General features: G+C 69.1%; 15 protein-coding genes and 4 pseudogenes. 12 read left to right on the plus strand and 7 right to left on the minus strand.

Features of this window, described 5'->3' with window-relative positions; genetic code table 11:
• From AD428_RS08310 to AD428_RS08330, 5 genes and pseudogenes are all read left to right on the plus strand, one after another.
• Window positions 1–312: pseudogene (locus AD428_RS08310) on the plus strand (c-type cytochrome); the annotation flags it as partial.
• A complete protein-coding gene (locus tag AD428_RS08315) occupies window positions 309–1,220 on the plus strand; it encodes a c-type cytochrome (protein ID WP_053244836.1) in 912 nt (303 codons plus the stop codon). The pseudogene AD428_RS08310 and the gene AD428_RS08315, both read left to right, overlap by 4 nt.
• A gap of 84 nt (window positions 1,221–1,304) precedes the next feature.
• Window positions 1,305–1,937, plus strand: a complete 633-nt coding sequence (gene gmk / locus AD428_RS08320; RefSeq protein ID WP_082308321.1) for a guanylate kinase — start codon at window positions 1,305–1,307, stop codon at window positions 1,935–1,937.
• 42 nt (window positions 1,938–1,979) lie between these two features.
• Window positions 1,980–2,183, plus strand: a complete 204-nt coding sequence (gene rpoZ, locus AD428_RS08325; protein ID WP_053244837.1) for a DNA-directed RNA polymerase subunit omega — start codon at window positions 1,980–1,982, stop codon at window positions 2,181–2,183.
• 22 nt (window positions 2,184–2,205) lie between these two features.
• Window positions 2,206–4,507: pseudogene (locus AD428_RS08330) on the plus strand (RelA/SpoT family protein).
• 112 nt (window positions 4,508–4,619) lie between these two features.
• Here the strand turns inward: AD428_RS08330 and AD428_RS08335 are convergent.
• From AD428_RS08335 to AD428_RS08345, 3 genes are read right to left on the minus strand one after another with little or no spacing between them, the layout of a single operon-like run.
• Window positions 4,620–5,960, minus strand: a complete 1,341-nt coding sequence (locus AD428_RS08335) for an aspartate aminotransferase family protein (RefSeq protein WP_053244838.1) — start codon at window positions 5,958–5,960, stop codon at window positions 4,620–4,622.
• Window positions 5,961–5,981: 21 nt separating this feature from the next.
• Window positions 5,982–7,418: an N-acyl-D-amino-acid deacylase family protein gene (locus AD428_RS08340; protein WP_255352201.1), complete on the minus strand. Its 1,437-nt coding sequence runs from the start codon at window positions 7,416–7,418 to the stop codon at window positions 5,982–5,984.
• Window positions 7,419–7,438: 20 nt separating this feature from the next.
• Window positions 7,439–8,416 carry a Bug family tripartite tricarboxylate transporter substrate binding protein gene (locus tag AD428_RS08345; RefSeq protein WP_053244839.1) on the minus strand — a complete coding sequence of 326 codons (978 nt, stop codon included), beginning with the start codon at window positions 8,414–8,416 and terminating at the stop codon, window positions 7,439–7,441.
• Window positions 8,417–8,555: 139 nt separating this feature from the next.
• Between AD428_RS08345 and AD428_RS08350 the strand changes: the two are divergent.
• Together AD428_RS08350 and AD428_RS08355 are read left to right on the plus strand one after the other, a co-directional pair.
• Window positions 8,556–9,482, plus strand: a pseudogene (locus AD428_RS08350) (LysR family transcriptional regulator).
• Window positions 9,483–9,730: 248 nt separating this feature from the next.
• On the plus strand, window positions 9,731–10,816 hold the full coding sequence (locus tag AD428_RS08355; protein WP_082308322.1) for an N-carbamoyl-D-amino-acid hydrolase: 1,086 nt from the start codon (window positions 9,731–9,733) through the stop codon (window positions 10,814–10,816).
• On the opposite strand, the gene AD428_RS08360 is transcribed toward AD428_RS08355, so the two are convergent.
• From AD428_RS08360 to AD428_RS08370, 3 genes are all read right to left on the minus strand, one after another.
• On the minus strand, window positions 10,809–12,038 hold the full coding sequence (locus AD428_RS08360; RefSeq protein WP_053244840.1) for an MFS transporter: 1,230 nt from the start codon (window positions 12,036–12,038) through the stop codon (window positions 10,809–10,811). The two genes, AD428_RS08355 and AD428_RS08360, sit on opposite strands and share 8 nt — an antisense overlap.
• Window positions 12,039–12,104: 66 nt before the next feature.
• On the minus strand, window positions 12,105–13,010 hold the full coding sequence (locus AD428_RS08365) for an amidohydrolase family protein (protein WP_053244841.1): 906 nt from the start codon (window positions 13,008–13,010) through the stop codon (window positions 12,105–12,107).
• Between the two features lie 171 nt (window positions 13,011–13,181).
• Window positions 13,182–13,784, minus strand: coding sequence for a FadR/GntR family transcriptional regulator (locus AD428_RS08370; protein WP_235489506.1), 603 nt, complete (start codon window positions 13,782–13,784; stop codon window positions 13,182–13,184).
• Window positions 13,785–14,047: 263 nt separating this feature from the next.
• On the opposite strand from AD428_RS08370, the gene AD428_RS27630 reads away from it, so the two are divergent.
• The gene (locus AD428_RS27630) at window positions 14,048–14,851 is read left to right on the plus strand and encodes a glutamate racemase (RefSeq protein ID WP_369798720.1); all 804 of its coding nucleotides are present in this window, start codon (window positions 14,048–14,050) and stop codon (window positions 14,849–14,851) included.
• A 441-nt stretch (window positions 14,852–15,292) separates the two neighbouring features.
• On the opposite strand, the pseudogene AD428_RS08380 reads toward AD428_RS27630, so the two are convergent.
• Window positions 15,293–15,731: pseudogene (locus AD428_RS08380) on the minus strand (CopD family copper resistance protein).
• A 247-nt stretch (window positions 15,732–15,978) separates the two neighbouring features.
• On the opposite strand from AD428_RS08380, the gene AD428_RS08385 reads away from it, so the two are divergent.
• From AD428_RS08385 to AD428_RS08395, 4 genes are all read left to right on the plus strand, one after another.
• Window positions 15,979–16,290, plus strand: a complete 312-nt coding sequence (locus AD428_RS08385; RefSeq protein ID WP_053244842.1) for a DUF1971 domain-containing protein — start codon at window positions 15,979–15,981, stop codon at window positions 16,288–16,290.
• A 201-nt stretch (window positions 16,291–16,491) separates the two neighbouring features.
• Complete coding sequence (locus AD428_RS08390) at window positions 16,492–17,013, plus strand: sigma-70 family RNA polymerase sigma factor (RefSeq protein ID WP_053244843.1); 522 nt, start codon at window positions 16,492–16,494, stop codon at window positions 17,011–17,013.
• Window positions 17,014–17,021: 8 nt separating this feature from the next.
• Entirely contained in the window at window positions 17,022–17,462 is a 441-nt protein-coding gene (locus AD428_RS27635) for a FecR/PupR family sigma factor regulator (RefSeq protein WP_235489528.1), read from the plus strand.
• Window positions 17,357–18,124, plus strand: a complete 768-nt coding sequence (locus AD428_RS08395; RefSeq protein ID WP_235489533.1) for a FecR family protein — start codon at window positions 17,357–17,359, stop codon at window positions 18,122–18,124. The genes AD428_RS27635 and AD428_RS08395 overlap by 106 nt, the downstream gene beginning before the upstream one ends.
• The last annotated feature ends 129 nt before the right edge of the window (window positions 18,125–18,253 follow it).

Consider the following 18,253-nt stretch of genomic DNA (forward strand, 5'->3'; position numbering starts at 1 on the left):
CCCCGACGACCCCGGCGCCTGGCTCGCCACCCGCGGCAACTGGCAGAAGAACGTTCCGGCCTGTAACCAGTGCCACGGCCCCGGGGGCATAGGCGTGGGCGAGAGTTTCCCCAGCCTGGCCGGCCAGCAGGCCGCCTACGTCGCCGGCCAGCTGCGCGCCTGGGCGCCAGGGGCGAGCGGCCGCCCGGCCCGCTCGGCCTGATGCCCGCAGTCGCTACCCGCCTCACCGACGCCGAAATCGACGCCGTCGCCGCCTATTACGCCGGCCTGCCCCAGGCGGCCGCCCGGCAAACCCAGGGAGCCCAGCAATGATCCGCGCCCGTCTCCGTTTCCTGGTCCTGGCCGCGGCCGGCGCCGCCGCTTCCGCGCTCGCCGCCGACGCGCCCCCGGTATTCACACCGCCCCCGGAGTCGTCCATTCCCGACAACGAATTCGGCAAGGCAGTGCGCCAGGGCGAGCAGATTTTCCTGCACACGCCGCAGATGGCGTCGAAGTTCGTCGGCAACAACCTCACCTGCGCCAGTTGCCACCTGGACGCCGGCCGGCGCCCCGATTCCGCGCCCATGTGGGCGGCCTACGTGGTCTATCCCGCCTACCGCGCCAAGAACGGCCACGTGAACACGCTGGCCGAGCGCCTGCAGGGCTGTTTCCGCTTCAGCATGAACGGCAAGCCGCCGCCGGCGGACGATCCCACGCTCACGGCGCTGCAGACCTATATGTTCTGGCTCGCCAGCAAGGCTCCCACCGGCGTGAAGCTGCAGGGCCAGGGCTACCGCAAGCTGCCGCCGCCGCCCCAGCCGGCCGATTACGTGCGCGGCAAGGCGGTCTACGCGCAGTACTGCGCGGTCTGCCACGGCGAGCAGGGCCAGGGCCAGAAACACGGCCGGCACTGGGTCTTTCCCGCGCTCTGGGGCCCGGACTCCTTCAACTGGGGCGCCGGCATGCACCAGATCGGCAATGCCGCCGGGTTCATCAAGGCCAACATGCCCCTGGGCCAGGCCGGCATGCTGAGCGACCAGGAAGCCTGGGATGTGGCGTATTTCATGAACGCTCACGAGCGGCCGCAGGATCCGCGTTTCAAGGAGTCGGTGCAGGCCACGCGCGCCAAGCACCACGACTCGGACGATTCGCTTTACGGCAAAGAGGTCAACGGACACCTGCTGGGCAGCGACGCCCCGCCGCCCGGCGGCTCGCTGCGCCAGGAACAGGCCGGGGGCTGAACGACCGCCAGGCGGGACGCCCGACCCTGCGGCGTCCCGCGATTTGCTATTCTTCCGTTCTTGGCATCACACCCCGTCGCATTCATGTCTTCCTCCTCCGGTAACGTCTTCATGGTCGTCGCGCCCAGCGGCGCCGGCAAGTCCAGCCTGGTGCGCGCGCTGCTGCAGCAGGATCCGTCCATCATGCTGTCGGTTTCCTGCACCACGCGGGCGCCGCGCCCGGGCGAAGCGGACGGCCGCGAATACCGTTTCGTCACGGTGGAGGAGTTCCAGCGCCTGCGCGAAGAGCAGCGCCTGCTGGAGTGGGCCGAGGTCCACGGCAATTTCTACGGCACGCCGCGCGACCCCATCGACGAAGCCACGCGCGGGGGGCGCGACGTGCTGCTGGAAATCGACTGGCAGGGCGCGCGCCAGGTCAAGCAGCGCTATCCGGCCGCCATCGGCATCTTCGTGCTGCCGCCGTCCATCGACGAGCTCGAGAACCGCCTCAAGGCCCGCGGCCAGGACGCCCCGCAAGTAATCGCGCGCCGCCTGATGGCGGCCGGCGGCGAAATCGCGCACGCGCCGGAATGCGAATATGTTATTATTAATCAAGAATTTAGCGTGGCCTTGTCGGAACTGACCCAAATCGTCAGCGCCGCAAGGCTGCGTTTTTCGTCTCAGGCCGTGCGCCACGCCCAACTGTTCGCCCAGCTTGGCATCCCGGCCGGGCACTGAGGCGGTTCGTTCCCTCTTCATCCATCAGCACCAGGTGTCCTAATGGCTCGCATTACCGTCGAAGACTGTCTGACTCAGATCCCCAACCGTTTCAAGCTCACGCTGGCCGCCACCTATCGCGCCCGCGAGCTGGCGCAGGGCCATGCCCCGCGCCTGGACAGCAAGGACAAGCCCACGGTCACGGCGCTGCGCGAAATCGCGGCGGGCCTCACCGGCACGGAAATGCTGCGCAAGGTTCCGACCTGATCTTCCCAGGGAGGCGGCAAGCATGGCTTTTCCCGGGCTGAAGTACGCCTCATCCGGCCTGCTTGCCGCGCTGCGCGCGGGGTCCCGCCTGGGACGCCGCGGCGGCAAGAAGAACAAGACCGCCTCCACCCTCCCCGTCGCCGATGCCGAACGGGAAGTGGCCGAGGCCACGGCCTCGCCCGTGGCTTCGCTGGCCCCGCTGACCGAAATCATCGCGGGCTATCTCGACAAGAAAGACGTCGAACGCGTGCGCGAAGCCTACCGCTTCGCCGACCAAGCCCATCTGGGCCAGTTCCGCGCCAGCGGCGCGCCGTACATCTCCCATCCCATCGCCGTCACCGAGATCTGCGCCGGCTGGAAGCTCGACGTCAACGCCCTGTCGGCGGCGCTGCTGCACGATGTCATGGAAGACCAGGGCATCGCCAAGCAGGAGCTGGCCGAGAAGTTCGGCCCCGAGGTCGCCGAGCTCGTCGACGGCCTGTCCAAGCTCGACCGGCTCGACTTCGCCACCAAGGCCGAGCAGCAGGTCGAGAGCTTTCGCAAGATGCTGCTGGCCATGGCGCGCGACGTGCGCGTCATTCTCATCAAGCTGGCCGACCGCCTGCACAACATGCGCACGCTGGACGCGGTCAGCCCCGAAAAGCGCCGCCGCATCGCCCGCGAAACGCTGGAAATCTATGCGCCCATCGCGCACCGCCTGGGGCTGAACCTGCTGTTCCGCGAACTGCAGGATCTCTGCTTCGCGGCCATGTACCCGAACCGCTACCAGGTGCTGTACAAGGCCGTGCTGGCCGCGCGCGGCAACCGCCGCGAGGTCATCGGCAAGATCGCCGACGCGGTGCGCGCCGCGCTGCCGGCCGCGGGCATCGAGGCCGAGGTCACCGGCCGCGAGAAAACGCTTTATGGCATCTACCGCAAGATGGTGGACCAGAAGAAGTCGTTTTCCGACGTGCTCGACATCTACGGCTTCCGGGTCATCGTGCATACCCTGCCCGAGTGCTACCTGGCGCTGGGCACGGTGCACCAGCTCTACCGGCCCGTGCCCGGCAAGTTCAAGGACTACATCGCCATTCCCAAACTGAACGGCTACCAGTCGCTGCACACCACGCTGGTGGGGCCGTACGGCACGCCCGTGGAATTCCAGTTCCGCACGCGCGACATGCACCACGTAGCCGAGGAAGGCGTGGCCTCGCACTGGCTGTACAAGAGCGCCGACCTCACGCTCAACGACCTGCAAAAGCGCACGCACCAGTGGCTGCAGTCGCTGCTCGACATCCAGAGCCAGACCGGCGACTCGGGCGAATTCCTCGAGCACGTCAAGGTCGATCTCTTCCCCGACGCGGTGTACGTGTTCACGCCGCGCGGCAAGATCATCTCCCTTCCGCGGGGCGCCACGCCCGTGGATTTTGCCTACGCCATCCATACCGACATCGGCAACCAGGCGGTGGCCGCCAAGGTCAACGGCGAATTCGTGCCGCTGCGCACCGAGCTTTCCAGCGGCGACACGGTGGAGATCGTCACCTCGCCCGCCTCGCGGCCCAACGCGCAGTGGCTCAACTACGTGCGCACGGGCCGCGCCCGCTCCGAGATCCGGCACTACCTGCGCACGGTCAAGTACGAAGAATCGGTGGCCTTCGGCGAGCGCCTGCTGGCGCAGGCCCTGCAGGAGCTGCACATGCCGCTGCCCGCGGCCGACGACCCTGCCTGGCAGAAGCTCTCGCGCAGCACGGGCGCCAGCTCGCGCGAGGAAATCCTGGCCGACATCGGCCTGGGCAAGCGGCTGGCCGCCGTGGTGGCGCGCCGCTTCGCGCGCGAAGCACCAGTTGGTGGCCACCACCGCCGCCGCGGTGGACGAGCTCACTTCCGCGCGCAGCGCGCCCATCCTCATCCAGGGCAACGAAGGCCAGGCGGTGCAGCTCGCCCCCCTGCTGCGGCCCCCTTGCCCCGGCGTCCCATCGTCGCCGGCATGCGCATGGGGGCACGGCCTGGTGGTGCACACGGCGGACTGCCCGGTCGCCATGCGGCAGCGCCTGCGCGAGCCGGAACGCTGGATCAACGTGGCCTGGGACACCCACACGGCCAAGCACCTGGCCACCCGCCTGGACATCGTCACGCGCAACGAGCGCGGCGTGCTGGGCCGGCTGGCGGCGGAGGTCACGGAAGCCGACGCCAACATCATCCACGTCACCATGCACGACGACGCGGTCGCCACCGTCTCCCTGCACCTGACCATCCAGGTCGACAGCCGCAAGCACCTGGCTCAGGTCATCCGCGCCATCCGGCACGTGCCGCAAGTGCAGAAAATCGTGCGCGTCAAGGGTTAGGGCCGGCGCCCGCCGCGATCAGAAAATCGTCCCGCATTCCGCCTCGAGGCGGCCAGATCGAAAAAGCGCTGCCGAGGCAGCGCTTTTCTTATCGCGCCCGGTTTCAGCAGGCTCAGGCCGCCGCCCGCGCCCGCGGGAACACCTGGTCCACCGAGGCGGCGAACAGGTCGGCGATGCGGTCCACGTCCTGCGCAGTGCAAATGAACGGCGGGGCAAACAGCACATGGTCGCCCCGCGCGCCGTCCACCGTGCCGCCCATGGGATAGACGAGCAGCCCTTGCCGCATGGCGGCCGCCTTGAGGCGCGCGTGGGTTTTCAGGGCCGGGTCCAGCGTGGCCTTGCTGGCGCGGTCGGCCACGAACTCGACGCCGACGAAAAGGCCCCTGCCGCGCACGTCTCCCACGTGCGGGTGCCCGGCCAGGACCTCCTTCAGGCGGGCGCGCAATTGCTCGCCGCGCGCCCGCACGTTCTGCAGCAGGCCATCGCGTTCGATGACCCGCTGCACTTCCAGCGCGGCCGCGCACGCGATGGCGTGGCCCAGGTAGGTGTGGCCGTGCTGGAAGAAGCCGCTGCCGCTCACGATGGCGTCGTAAATGCGGTCGCTGCAAAGCATGGCGCCGATGGGCTGGTAGCCCGCCCCCAGCCCCTTGGCCAGGGTGATGATGTCCGGCGCGACGCCGTCTTCTTCGCACGCGTACAGATAGCCGGTGCGGCCCATGCCGGACATGACCTCGTCCAGGACGAGCAGCACGCCGTACTTGTCGCAGACGGCGCGGATGCGCTGGAAATAGCCGGGCACGGGCGCCACCGCGCCCGCCGTGGCGCCGACCACCGTTTCGGCCACGAAAGCCGCCACGTTCTCGGGCCCCAGCTCCAGGATCTTCGCTTCCAGTTCGTCGGCCAGCCGCGCTGCGTACTGCGCGTCGGTTTCGCCCGCGGCCTGGAAGCGGTAGGGAAAGCACGGCGACACATGATGGGCGGGCGTGAGCAGCGGCAGAAAGGGTTCGCGCCGCCAGGCATTGCCGCCGATGGCCAGCGCGCCCAGCGTATTGCCGTGGTAGCTCTGGCGCCGGGCGATGAAATGCCGCCGCGAGGGCTGCCCGGTTTCGACGAAGTATTGCCGCGCCAGCTTGAGCGCGGCTTCCACCGCCTCGGAGCCGCCCGAGACGAAATACACGTGGTTCAGGTCGCCGGGCGCCCTGGCCGCCAGCAGGTCGGCGAGCGCTTCGGCCGGCTGGGTGGTGAAGAAGGAGGTGTGCGCGTAGGCCAGCGCGTCGGCCTGGCGCTTGATGGCCTCGATCACGTCGGGGTGCCGGTGTCCCAGCGAAGACACCGCCGCGCCGCCGCAGGCGTCCAGGTAGCGCTTGCCGGCGCTGTCCACCAGCTCCATGCCCTGCCCGTCCACGACGGTGGGCGGCGCTTGGCGGGGGTTGCGATGAAAAACATGGCTCATAGTCGTCTCCAATGATTCAGTTCAGGCGGCGTCGGGCGCGCGCCGCAAGACCTGGCCGGAATAGGCCGGCAGCGCACGGCCTTCGTTCCAGACCCGCCGTCCGTTGACCCAGACGCCGTCGATGCCGGCGCTCACCTGGATGGGGTCCTCGAACGTGGCGCGGTCCTGCACGCGGTCGGCGTCGAACAGCACCAGGTCGGCATGGCAGCCCGGCGCGATGCGCCCCCGCTGCGCCAGCCCGTACTGGCGCGCCGCCAGGCCCGTCATTTTGTGCACCGCCTGCTCCAGCGTCATGAGCCCCGACTCGCGCACCATCCGCGCCAGGATACGGGGAAAGGTGCCCCACTGGCGAGGGTGGGGCCGGGGATCGAAAGGCAGCCCGTCGGAGCCGAAAAGCGTGAGCGGAAAGCTGGCGATGCGCTCCACGTCGCCCTCGTCCATGACGAAATAGATGGCCGCGGCGGCCGCAGCTTTTCGAGCAGGCCCTGCTCGTCCAGGCCCAATGTCCGCATGAGTTCGTGGAAATCGCGCCCGCCCGCCTCGGGATAGCCCTTGGACCAGGTGATCATGGTGCGCGAGGCTTGGCTCACGCGGTCCAGCCGCAGCATGGTGGAAGTGGCCGGATACGGATGGCAGTCCAGGCAGACGGCTGCCGCGCGGCCGCCCGGGTGTGAGCTCCAGGGTTTCGCGGCTGCGGCCGTGGTTGCGCTCGCCGGCCAGCTTGTGGTGCGAGAACACGACCCGCGCGCCCGTGGCGCGGCCGATCTCCAGCGCTTCTTCCATTGCCGGGACGATGTGGTCGGCCTCGTCGCGCAGATGCGTGGCGTACAGGCGCCGCGGCCGGCCAGCGGCGCGCACACGTCGATGATCTCGTCGGTGGGCGCGGCCGCCGCCGGCGGATAGAACGTGCCGGTGGATACGCCGAAGGCGCCCGCCCGCATGGCCTCGTCCAGCAGCCCGGCCATCGCCTCGCGCTCGTGGGCGGCGCGCGCGCGCCGTGTCGTCCATGACCGCCACGCGCAGCGTGGTGTGGCCCACCAGCGCGATCACGTTGGTGGCGGCCGGCTGGGCTTGCAGGTGCGCGACCCAGTCGGCGAACGTGGCGAAGCGGAACAGCCCGGGCGGCCCCAGCAGGTCCAGGGGCTGCGGCACGGCGTCGCGCACCAGCGGCGCGAGGCTGATGCCGCAGTTGCCCGTGACCACCGTGGTAATGCCCTGCGACACCTTGGGCGTCATGTCGGGGTGCGCGAGCAGATAGCCGTCGTCATGCGTGTGCGAGTCGATGAAGCCCGGCGCCAGCACCTTGCCGCCCGCGTCCCTCGTGTTTGCGCCGGCGGGCGGCTGGAACTCGCCCACGGCGAGGATGCGCTGGTCCTGGATGGCGAGATTGCCCCGGACCGGCGCCCCGCCGGAACCGTCCACGATCAGGGCATTGGTGATGATGAGATCGGCTTGCATGCGTATGGCCGCGTTTGCGCTCAGTCCAGTTTCTCGATGCCGGCCGATTCGATGATGCCGCGCCATTTGGCGGTTTCGGCGTCGATCAGCTTCTTGAAGTCCGCCGGGCTTCCGCCCGCCGGTTCGGCGCCCAGCGCGGCCAGGCCCTGGCGCACCTCGGGGGCCTGCAGCGCCTTGACCAGCTCGGCATTGAGCTGCCGCACGACGGCATCGGGCGTGCCCCTGGGCGCCACCACCCCGCCCCAGGCCACCGTCTCGTAACCCTTGAGGCCCAGCTCGTCGATGGTGGGCACTTCCGGCAGCAGCGACAGCCGCTTCAGGCTGCTCACGCCCAGCGCGCGCACCTTGCCGCTCTTGATGAGCGGCACCGCTTCCGAGGAATTCACGAAAATGAAGTCGAGCCGGCCGCCCAGCAGGTCCTGGATGGCGGCGGGCCCGCCGTTGTAGGGGATGAACGTCACGTCGATCCCGGCCATGCTCTTGAAAAGCTCGCCGCCCATGTGGCCGGTGGTTCCCACGCCCGACGCGCCGTACGACATGCGGCCCGGCGCCGCCTTGGCGCGGCCGATCAGGTCCTGCACCGACTTCACCGGCGAGGCGGCGGGCACGATCAGCACGTTGTAGAGATCGAACAGGTGCGCCACCGGCGCGAGATCCTGGTCTACGTCGTACGGCAGCTTCTTGAAGAGCGAACGGTTCACCGCCAGCGTGTTGATATTGCCGTAGCCGATGGTGTAGCCGTCGGCGGCGGCGCGCTTGATGAGCGTGATGCCGATGTTGCCCGCGGCGCCCGGGCGGTTCTCGACCACCACATTGGCGCCGGTATCCTTGGACACCTGCGTGGTGACCAGGCGCGAGAGCACGTCGGGCGAGCCGCCCGCGGCGGACGGCACGACAAACGTGATGGGTTTCTCGGGAAAGGCGGCGTGGGCGGCGGCGCAGGCCAGCCCGGCGGCCAGGGCGGCCGCGCGCAGGCCGCGTTGAAGATGGCGGTTCATTCGTATTCCCCTGTTGTGGTTTGATACTGCGCCGGGCAGGTTATCACCGGCGCGGCGCCGCTCCCTCATCGAAAAATGTCCCGAACCTATAATCCGCCGTTATTGCCAGCAATCCCACAGCCAGAGACGAGCAGCCGGTATGCACGATGACGATTCCCCCTCGGCGCTGGCGCCCGGCGGCAGCCGGCCCCTCAACCTGCGCCAGATCGAGGTGTTCCGCGCCATCATGATGTCGGGCTCGATCAGCGGCGCGGGCCGCATGCTCCATGTGTCCCAGCCCGCGGTGAGCCGCGTGCTCGCTCTTACCGAAAGCCGGCTGGGCTATGCGCTTTTCGAGCGCACGCGCAGCGGCTCGTGCCCACGCCGGAAGCGCGCCGGCTGTATGGCGAAGTCGAGCAGGTCTATGGCGGCATCCAGCGCGTCAACGACCTGGCCGCCTCGCTCGCGCGACGGCGCGGGCATGCTGCGCGTGGTTTCCAGCGCCACCTTCGGCCAGCGCCTGGTGCCCCAGGCCCTGCTGCGCATGCGCCGGCGCAACGAGCGCAGCCGCATCGACTATCGCAGCGTCACCTATGACGAGTTGGCGGGGTATTTCCTCACCGGCCGCGCCGACGTTGGCCTGTCCATGTCGCCGCCGCAGCATCCCAACCTGAGCTCCACCCTGCTGGGAACCGTGCCCATCGTCTGCCTCGCGCCGCGCGGCCACGAACTGGCCGGACACGAGGTGGTGCACGCCGGCGACTTTTCCTGCGCGCAATGGATAGGCTATCCCCCCGACACGCCGCTGAGCCGGGCGCTGGCGCCCTTCTTCGGCGGCGAACCGGCCTGCGCGCCCGCGGTCGAAGTCCATTCGCCCGTCACGGCCTGCGCCTTCGTCCTGCAGGGCCTGGGACCGGCGCTGGTGGACCGCTGGTGCGTCACGCCCGAACTGGCCGGCCACGTCGAAATCCGGCCGGTCGAACCGCCCGCCCACGTGCAGATCTGGGCCACCCACACGAATCTGGCGCCGATTCCCCTGCTCGGCCGGCGCTTTCTCGAAGCCGTCTCGCAGATGCTGGCCGACTAGGGGGCGCCGCCCCCGGCGGCCATCGAATTTTGTGCCACCGCCATAACGCCGCGCTATCGCCGGCAGCGCGCCGCTGCCGGAAAACCCAATGGCGGCGCGGACTTGCGCCCTGCCGGCGGCGCGGGCCCGGCCGCCGCGCGGCGGGTTTCGCCGCGGCGGCATAGACGGCATGCTTATGCCCGGACGGCTGGCGTTTCCATGCCGGCCGCAACCGCACACGCGAACACAGACGAAAAGGGACGCAAGCAATGAACGAAAAGGGGAAAGCCGGACGCCGCATCGGGCTGGCCGTGGCCCAGATGGGGCCGGTGCACCTGGCCGATACGCGCCGGCAGGTCGTGGCAAGGCTGGTGGAGATGCTGCGCGACGCGCACGGACGCGGCGCGGAGCTGGTGGTGTTTCCCGAGCTGGCGCTTACCACGTTTTTCCCGCGCTACTGGATGAGCGAGGAAGAAGCGCAGGCGCGCTTCTTCGAGGCCAGCATGCCCAATGCCGACACGCAGCCGCTCTTCGACGAGGCGCGCCGCCTGGGCGTGGGCTTTTATCTCGGCTATGCCGAACTGACGCCGCAGGGCGTGCCCTACAACACCGCCATCCTGGTCGACAGGGCCGGCGCCATTGTGGGACGCTACCGCAAGATCCACCTGCCGGGCCACGACGACCACAAGCCCGATGCGCCCTTCCAGCACCTGGAAAAGAAATTCTTCCGGGTCGGCGACGAGCCCTTCGGCGTATGGGACGCCATGGGCGCGCGCATCGGCATGTGCCTGTGCAATGACCGGCGCTGGCCCGAAACCTGGCGCGCCATGTCGCTGCAGAGCGCCGAGCTGGTGCTCCTGGGCTACAACACGCCCTCGCACAACATTCACTGGCCCGAGCCGGTGCACCTGCGCATGCACCACCACCTCATCACGCTGCAGGCCAGCGCCTACCAGAACTGCGTCTGGGCGGCCGCCGCCGCCAAGTGCGGCTCGGAAGACGGCCATCACATGATCGGGGGCTCGGTCATCGTCGCCCCCACCGGCGAGATCGCCGCGCAGACCGTGACCGAAGATGACGAAGTCATCGCGGCCCATGTCGACCTGGACCTGGCCGAGGCGTTCCGCCGCAACGTCTTCGACTTCGCGCGCCACCGGCGTCCCGAGCACTACGCGCTCATCACCGAGCGCACGGGCCCCGGCCCCGCGCTGCGCGCAGCCGCTGTAGCCCGCACGGGAAGCCCCAAGCGAACCGCCCCCCGCAGCCGGACGACGATCCGGCCCGCGGGGGGCGGCAGCAGCGCGCGCGGTCCCGGGGACGCGCGGCGCGCCGGCGCTCAGGCCCGGCTCAGTTGAGCACCCGGCCCTTGGTTTCCGGCAGCAGCAGCGCGGTCACGATCACGATGGCATAGGCCCCCGTGGCGAATGCGCCGATGGCCCAGGCCAGGCCGTGGGTCTGGCTCAGGAAACCGACCAGGCTCGGAAACAGCGCGCCGATGCCGCGCCCGAAGTTGTAGGCGAAGCCCTGGCCGTTGGCGCGCACCTCGGTGGGAAACAGCTCCGTCAGATAGGCGCCGATGCCGCTGAAGATGCCCGAGGCGGCAAAACCCAGCGGGAAGCCCAGGATCAGCATCTGATCGTCGCTCAGGGGCACCAGCGTGTAGATGTAGACCGACAGGGCCGACAGCACCGAGAAAATCAGCAGATTGGCGCGCCGGCCCAGCTTGTCGGCCAGGTAGGCGCCCGCGATGTAGCCGCAGAACGAGCCGAGGATGATCACCATCAGATAACCGCCGGTGCCCAGCACCGACAGGTGCCGCTCGGTCTTCAGGAAGGTCGGCAGCCAGGTCGTGATGGCGTAATAGCCGCCCTGCACGCCCGTGCACAGCACGGCCGACACCAGCGTGGTCTTGATGAGTTCGGGCGAGAAGATCTTCCAGAACGACGGCTTTTCGGCGGACGCGTCCACCTTGGCGCGCGAACGCTGGAACACCTCGGGCTCCGGCACGTGCTTGCGGATGTAGAGCACCAGGAACGCGGGCGCCACGCCGATCCAGAAGAGCGAGCGCCAGGCCCACTCGGGCGGCAGCACCGAAAACGCCACCGTGTACAGAATGGCGGCCACGCCCCAGCCCACGGCCCAGCCGCTCTGCACCGTGCCCACCGCCTTGCCGCGGTGCTGCGCGCGCACGATCTCGCCCATCAGCACCGAGCCCACGGCCCATTCGCCGCCGAAGCCCAGCCCCTGCAGCGCCCTCAGCAGGAAAAGCTGCTCGAAATTCTGCGAGAAGCCGATGGCCACCGTGCAGATCGAGAACCACAGGATCGTGATCTGCAGCACGCGCACGCGCCCGTAGCGGTCGGCCAGGATGCCGGCCAGCCAGCCGCCCACGGCCGAGAACAGCAGCGTCACCGTGCCCAGCATGCCGGCCTGGCCTTTCTCGATGCCCCACAGGTTGATGAGCGTGGAAATCACGAAGGTGAACACCATGAAATCCAGCGCATCGATGGCCCAGCCGCCGAAAGCGCCGATGAAAGTGCGGCGCTCGGTAGGATTCAGTTCTCTATACCACTGCATGATCTGTCTCTTGAGTCGTTGTATGAAGACGGGCCCGCCAGGGCCCGCCAGAAAAGTCGCGGCGCGTCATGCCGCCGGAAAGCCGTAGAGCCGCTGGGGGTTCTCCACCAGGATGCGGCGCCGCAGTTCGGCCTCGGGCGCCCATTGCGCGAGCTGGTTGCGCAGTCGGCCCGTATTCACCATGGGCGAGATGTGCACGTGCGGCCAGTCGCTGCCCCACACCATGCGGTCCGGCGCCGTCTCGATCAGCGCGCGCGCCCAGGGCGTCACGTCGGCATAGGCGTCGAACTGCGTGCCGATGCGGTACGCGCCCGAAAGCTTCACCCACCAGCCATGGTCGGCCACCATGTGCCGCAGCGCCTGGAAGCCCGGGCTCTGCAAGCCCTCGGCCACCGGCATGTGGCCCATGTGGTCCACCACGCCCGGCACCGGCAGCTTGCGCATGCGCGGCAGCAATTCCGGCAACTGGCGCGCGTCCATCAGGAACTGCATGTGCCAGCCCAGGTCCTTGATGCGGCTCGCCAGCGTCTCCATCGCGCCGAAGCCGATGCCGCCGCCGAACAGCACGTTGATGCGCAGCCCGCGCACGCCCGCCGCGTGCATGTCTTCCAGCTCGCGGTCCGTCACGTCGGGCCCCACCACGCCGATGCCCCGCAATTGATCCGGGTGGCGGCGCAGCACCTCCAGCATGTAGCGGTTGTCGGTGCCGTAGACGCTGATCTGCACCAGCACCCCGCGCGACATACCCTGCGTCCCGAGCATGTCCAGGTACATGGACTCCGTGGCCGGATGCGGCGTATAGGTGCGCTCCGGCACCATGGGATAGGCCGCCGCATCGTCGGCCACCACGTGAGCGTGCGTATCGCAGGCGCCCGGCGGAATCTCGAACGCGGCGGGCTCCTGTTGCGACAGCGGCAGCGGCGCCAGGCAATAGGGCACGTCCGCGTCCGGGCGCGGTCGGATGTCAGTCATGATTTGTCTCCATGGAAATTACCTGCGACGGCTCAGTCTTTGCGCCTGCGCGCGCGCGCGCGCCGTCGGAGAGAAAGAAGCGGCGGCGGGCGTCGCGGCCGCCGGGGCGCCGTGCCGCAGGCCGAGGGCTATGGCGCGCAGCAGGTGCGACACTGCCGCCGCGCGCGCCCATCACCGCGTCGCGCGCTCGCTGGCCTCGAAGATCGCCACGTGCTCGCGATGCACCTGTTCCGGCAGGCCGGGCTCGCGCTGCGTGTTCTCGCGCGCGGTGCGCACCGTCTGGTAGAGCTGGGTATTGAGGTATTGCAGCAGCCGCAGGTGATATTTGTTGCCGCAGGCCGCCGCGATGCGCGCATGGAACTCGATGTCGGCCGCGCTGCTGCCCGCGTCGCGCAGCCCGCTTTCCAGGCGCGCCAGGATCGCCGCCAGCGCGTCCACGTCGGCCTGGCTGCGGCGCCCGCCGCCATGCGCGGCTACCGCGCTTTCCAGATCGAGCCGCAGCTCGTAGATCGCGGCCAGCTCGGCCGCGTCCAGTTCCTGTCGCCGGGGCAGCTGGAACCCCGTCTCCGGCGTCGTGGCCCGCACGATGCAGCCCACCCCTTGCCGGCTTTCGATATACCCGTGCGCCCGCAGATGCTCGGTGACCTCGCGGATCACCATCGTGCTCACCCCATATGTCGCCGCCAGCTGCTTGCCCGTCGGCAGGCGCTCGCCCAGCGCATACTCGCCGCGCGCGATCCGGCCCAGCAGATCATCCAGGACCTGCCCGGTCAAAGTGCGGGGCCGCTTCAGCTTAAGCATAATGGGGCGGCATCTTACGTCTTCTTATTTTCATAAAACAGCGGGAAAACCCTTATCATCTCCGCGGACGCTCGCCTCCCCGGCCGATCTCCCCCGCGCGCCCGCTCCTGCGGAATGCCGCCGCGACACGCCGGCGAATCGTCCACGCTCCGGACGCAGCCGGCGCAAATTCCGCCGCGGCCCTTTCCGGCAGGCATGGCTCGCGCTTAGACTGCCCGGCATCGACATCGCCCGGAATCGCTCGTGGAACTCCGCCTGCACAAACCCATCGGCGTCTTCGACGCCGGCATCGGCAGCTATGCCATCGTCCAGGAAATCCAGCGCGCCCATCCCGCGCAAGACCTGCTCTACCTCGCCGACCGCGCCAGCTTTCCCTACGGAAGCAAAACCAAAGACGAGCTCGCGGCCGCGGTGCTGGCCGCCATCGAAGCGCTGGCCGCGCGCGGCTGCGCCGCGTGGTGCTGGCCTCCAACGCGCCTTCGGTGGTGGTGCTGGACACGCTGCAAGACCGGCTGCCCTTGCCCGTGGTGGGCGTCTACCCGCCCGTGCGGGAGGCGCTGCGCGCCTCCCGCAGCGGCCACGTCGCCGTGCTCGGCGTACAGTCGCTCGTGTCCAGCGCGGAAATCCAGGCTTATATCCGGCGCGAAGCCGCGGGCGCCCGCGTCGAAACCGCCAACGCCTCGCCGCTGGTGGAACACGTCGAAAACGGCGACTTCCTCGCCCGCCCCGCGCCCACCCAGGCCGCCGTGGACCGCTACATGGCGGACCTGCGGCGGCGCTGGCCAGACGTGGACGCCTGCACCCTGTCGTCCACCCACCTGCCCTGGCTGCGGCCATACTTCGAACGGGCCGCGCCCGGCATGCATTTCATCGACCCCGCCCAAAGCGTGGTGGAACAACTGCGCCCCCGATTCTCCCAGGGCCAAGGCCGCGTCGTCTGCCTGGCCACCGAATCTGCGGCCCATCCGCTCTCGGGATTGCAGGCCATGCTGGATACGCTGGGGGTGCGGTTGAAGCCGGAGTTGATCTCACTTCAATAAATCTCTGGCCATGAGCATGGCCTCGGGAATGTCTCGACATCGCGTAGACAACCTTTTCGCCGGCCATCGCTCGCGTTCGAGCCACCTTTCGCATTACTCCGGTCAAGGGGTCGCGGCTCTTACTATTCGGGCTCGGCGCCAAGTTCAAGCCCTTGTATAGCCCACCCACCACGCCTTCCGTCTCGCCCGGAACAAGAAGTAATGTGTCCGGAACACCGACAAAAGCCAATACCTCACCCCTCATCAAATCCTGCGTCCACATCAGGGCACGCTTCTGGGGCCGGCACGGATACCCGTGCGGAAGGCATGGAACCTTGATGACAACGGAAACCCTGGATGCATTGGGAATCGTCGCCGCACGGTGAGCAGGAAAACGTCAGCAAACCGGATTTCGCCATGAGCAGAGCGCCCTCTTCCAGTAAGCAATGGCAGCTCACCCCTTCACCACGAGAAATAAAACATCCCCTTCGCCAGCACCAGAATCGCCGCCATATGGCACAGCACGCTGACGTGCAGCCGCTCGCGCAAGGCGTTGCCCAGGCGGTTGCGATGCGACAGGGTGAGCGCCGTGACGACGTGCGCCAGCACGCTCACGGCCAGCACGATCTTGAGGGCGAGCAGCGCGGCGAAAGAGGAGCTGGCGGGATGCGCGAGCGCCGCGCGGTACTGCCACGCCAGGCCCAGCCCGGCGAGGTACAGCGCCAGCACGGCCCAGCAGCACGGCGCGCACGCGCGGGCCCAGTTGCCGGCCCAGCGCCTTGCGCACCTCGGCGGGCAGGCGCTTTTGCACGGGTTCGAGAAACAGCACCTCGAACGCCACCGTGCCCACGAACAAGACGGCGGCAAACAGGTGAATGATGAGCAGCAGCGGATAGGTCATGCGGGTGTCTCCTGTGGATGACGGCGGCGGCGCGGCCCGCGGTCGTCCCGCCGGAACTTACGATAGCTTCAAATCATCCGTCCGCCCCTGCCGGGCCCGGCATGACCTGGATCAATCCCGCGCGCACGAAAGGGGCCGGGCCGCGGGTGCCGGCCTCTGACGTTGCCCTCTGACTCCGGCCCCTGGCGCTGCCGCCCGGCCCGAAAAGCGGAATAATGGCAGGCACCTTTCCCGCCACGGAGCCGCCATGACCTCCACCGCCGATTCCGGCCGTCCGCTGCCCGACGCGCTGCCGCCGGGCGTGCATGCTTACGGCCACAGCCCGGTATTCACGCCGGAAACCCTCCCCGACGCCCTGAAAGCGGGCCACACGATCAAGGCCGGCACCTGGGGGCTGCTTGAAGTCCGGGAGGGCGCCCTGCGCTTCGTGCTGGACGATCCGCCCCACACCGAAGTGGTGCTGACGGCCGGCCAGCAGATCGTCATCGAGCCGGAAGTGCGGCATCACGTCGCGTTCGAGCAGCCGGGCAGCTTCCAGATCACGTTCTGCAGAGCGTAGGCGCGCCGAAGGGGCTTCTCCCCCCGGCCGGCCGCGCCGCGAGCGGTCCCCCGCCCGAGGGGAAGGACGCATGCCGGGTTGACAAGCCCGGCGCCGCATCGGCAATAATAACGATTACTATTTATGAAAATAGTATGCGTGTGCAATGCCCTGGCGCCCCGGCTTCCGGCCCCCACGGCTTCATCGAAAGGCCCGATCCTGATGAGTACGCCGGAATGCGTCTCCCCCTCTGCCGTCGAAACGCTGTATAGCGACCATCACTCCTGGCTCAGGCGATGGCTGCACCGCCGCCTGGGCAATGCGGAGCAGGCGGCCGACCTGGCGCACGACACCTTCACCCGCCTGCTCAGCACCGACCGCATGCCCGCGCGGCTGGACGAGCCGCGCGCTTTTCTCACCACGGTCGCGCAGCGCCTGGTGTCCAACCACTGGCGCCGCGAAAAGCTCGAGCGCGCCTACCTGGAAGCGCTCAGCCGCATGCCCGAGCCCGCCGCGTGCTCGCCGGAAGCGCGGGCCATCGTGCTGGAAACCCTGATCGAACTCGACCGCCTGCTCGACGGCCTGCCCGCCATCGTGCGGCGCGCTTTCCTGATGTCGCAGCTCGACGGCCAGACCCATGCGCAGGTCGCCGAAGCGCTGGGCCTCTCGATTCCCACCGTCAAGCGCTATCTCGTCAAGGCGCTGCAACGCTGCTATTTTGCGGATCTCTCTTTTACGGGATGATCCCTGCCTTGGCCGCCTCCTCCTGGTACCGCAGCACCCGCGACGCCGCCGCCGTTTCCCCGGAGGTGGCGGAACGCGCGCTCGAATGGCTGCTGGAGCTGCAGGGCGAGCCCGTGCCGCCCGAGACCATGCAAGCCTGGCGCCGCTGGCGCGCCGCGCATCCCGACCACGAGCGCGCATGGCGGCGCATCGAGTCGGTGCGCGGCTCGCTGCAGCCGCTGGCCTCGCCGCTGAGCGCCGCCGCGGCGCAGGCCGCCCTGGCCCCTTCCGCCTCCCGCAACCGCCGCCGCGCCCCTGAAGACACTGGCCCTGGCGGCATTCGCCGGCAGCGGCGCGTGGGGGCGTGCGCGAGCACACGGTTTGGTGGCGCGCATGGACCTCCGACTACCGGACGGCGGTGGGCGAACACCGCAATCTGCTCCTGCCCGACGGCACGCGGCTCGTGTTGAACACGGGCAGCGCCATCGACCTGCGCTTCAGCGACGCCGAACGCCGCGTCGTGCTGGTGACGGGCGAAATCTTCATCGCCACCGCCGCCGACGCCCATGCGCCCGCCCGGCCCTTCCTGGTCGAGACGGCGCAGGGCACGGCGCTCGCGCTGGGCACGCGCTACACGGTGCGCCAGCGCGAGCGCGATACCGATATCAGCGTGTTCGAGGGCGCGGTGCAGATCCAGCCGCGGCAGCGTGGCGCCGCGGCGCTGATCCTGCAAGCGGGCGGCGCAACGCGCTACACGGCACAGGCCGTGGCGGCTTCCGAGGCCGCCGATGAAGCCAGCGCCGCCTGGAAGGAAGGCTTCATCGTGGCGCGCGGCATGCGGCTGGACGATTTCCTGGCCGAACTCGGGCGCTACAGCCGCGACGCCCTCTCGTGCGACCCTGCCGTGGCAGGGTTGCGCGTTTCCGGCTCGTTTCCGGTACGCGACGCGCGCGCCGTGCTGGCCGCGCTAAGCGCCACGCTGGATCTGCGCGTGGACGAGCGCGACGCATTCTGGCGCGGGCGACCCTGCGCCTGGCGGCCGGCGGCGCGCCGCCCCGGGCTGAGAGGCAAGTTACAAAAAAGCGGGCGCCAGGCTGATCCGTTTTCTTGTCTCGGGTGTCAGGGGGAATGAAAACCTCCGTTCATTCCCTTGAAAGGCCCGTTCATGAAACTCCGTCGCGCGCCCCGCCGCCCGTCTGCCCGACTTCTTCGACGAACCGCCGCGGCGCGGCTGGCCGGGCAGCTCGCCCTCGGCGCCCTC

The organism is Achromobacter sp. DMS1, assembly GCF_001270295.1.

Coding starts and splice junctions, on each gene's coding strand:
- AD428_RS08365 (WP_053244841.1), bottom strand. CDS start 13,010: ATGACTGACATCCGACCGCGCCCGGACGCGGACGTGCCCTATTGCCTG.
- AD428_RS08385 (WP_053244842.1), top strand. CDS start 15,979: ATGACCTCCACCGCCGATTCCGGCCGTCCGCTGCCCGACGCGCTGCCG.
- AD428_RS08390 (WP_053244843.1), top strand. CDS start 16,492: ATGAGTACGCCGGAATGCGTCTCCCCCTCTGCCGTCGAAACGCTGTAT.
- AD428_RS08340 (WP_255352201.1), bottom strand. CDS start 7,418: ATGCAAGCCGATCTCATCATCACCAATGCCCTGATCGTGGACGGTTCC.
- AD428_RS08355 (WP_082308322.1), top strand. CDS start 9,731: ATGAACGAAAAGGGGAAAGCCGGACGCCGCATCGGGCTGGCCGTGGCC.
- AD428_RS08315 (WP_053244836.1), top strand. CDS start 309: ATGATCCGCGCCCGTCTCCGTTTCCTGGTCCTGGCCGCGGCCGGCGCC.
- AD428_RS08345 (WP_053244839.1), bottom strand. CDS start 8,416: ATGAACCGCCATCTTCAACGCGGCCTGCGCGCGGCCGCCCTGGCCGCC.
- rpoZ (WP_053244837.1), top strand. CDS start 1,980: ATGGCTCGCATTACCGTCGAAGACTGTCTGACTCAGATCCCCAACCGT.
- AD428_RS08335 (WP_053244838.1), bottom strand. CDS start 5,960: ATGAGCCATGTTTTTCATCGCAACCCCCGCCAAGCGCCGCCCACCGTC.
- AD428_RS08360 (WP_053244840.1), bottom strand. CDS start 12,038: ATGCAGTGGTATAGAGAACTGAATCCTACCGAGCGCCGCACTTTCATC.
- gmk (WP_082308321.1), top strand. CDS start 1,305: ATGTCTTCCTCCTCCGGTAACGTCTTCATGGTCGTCGCGCCCAGCGGC.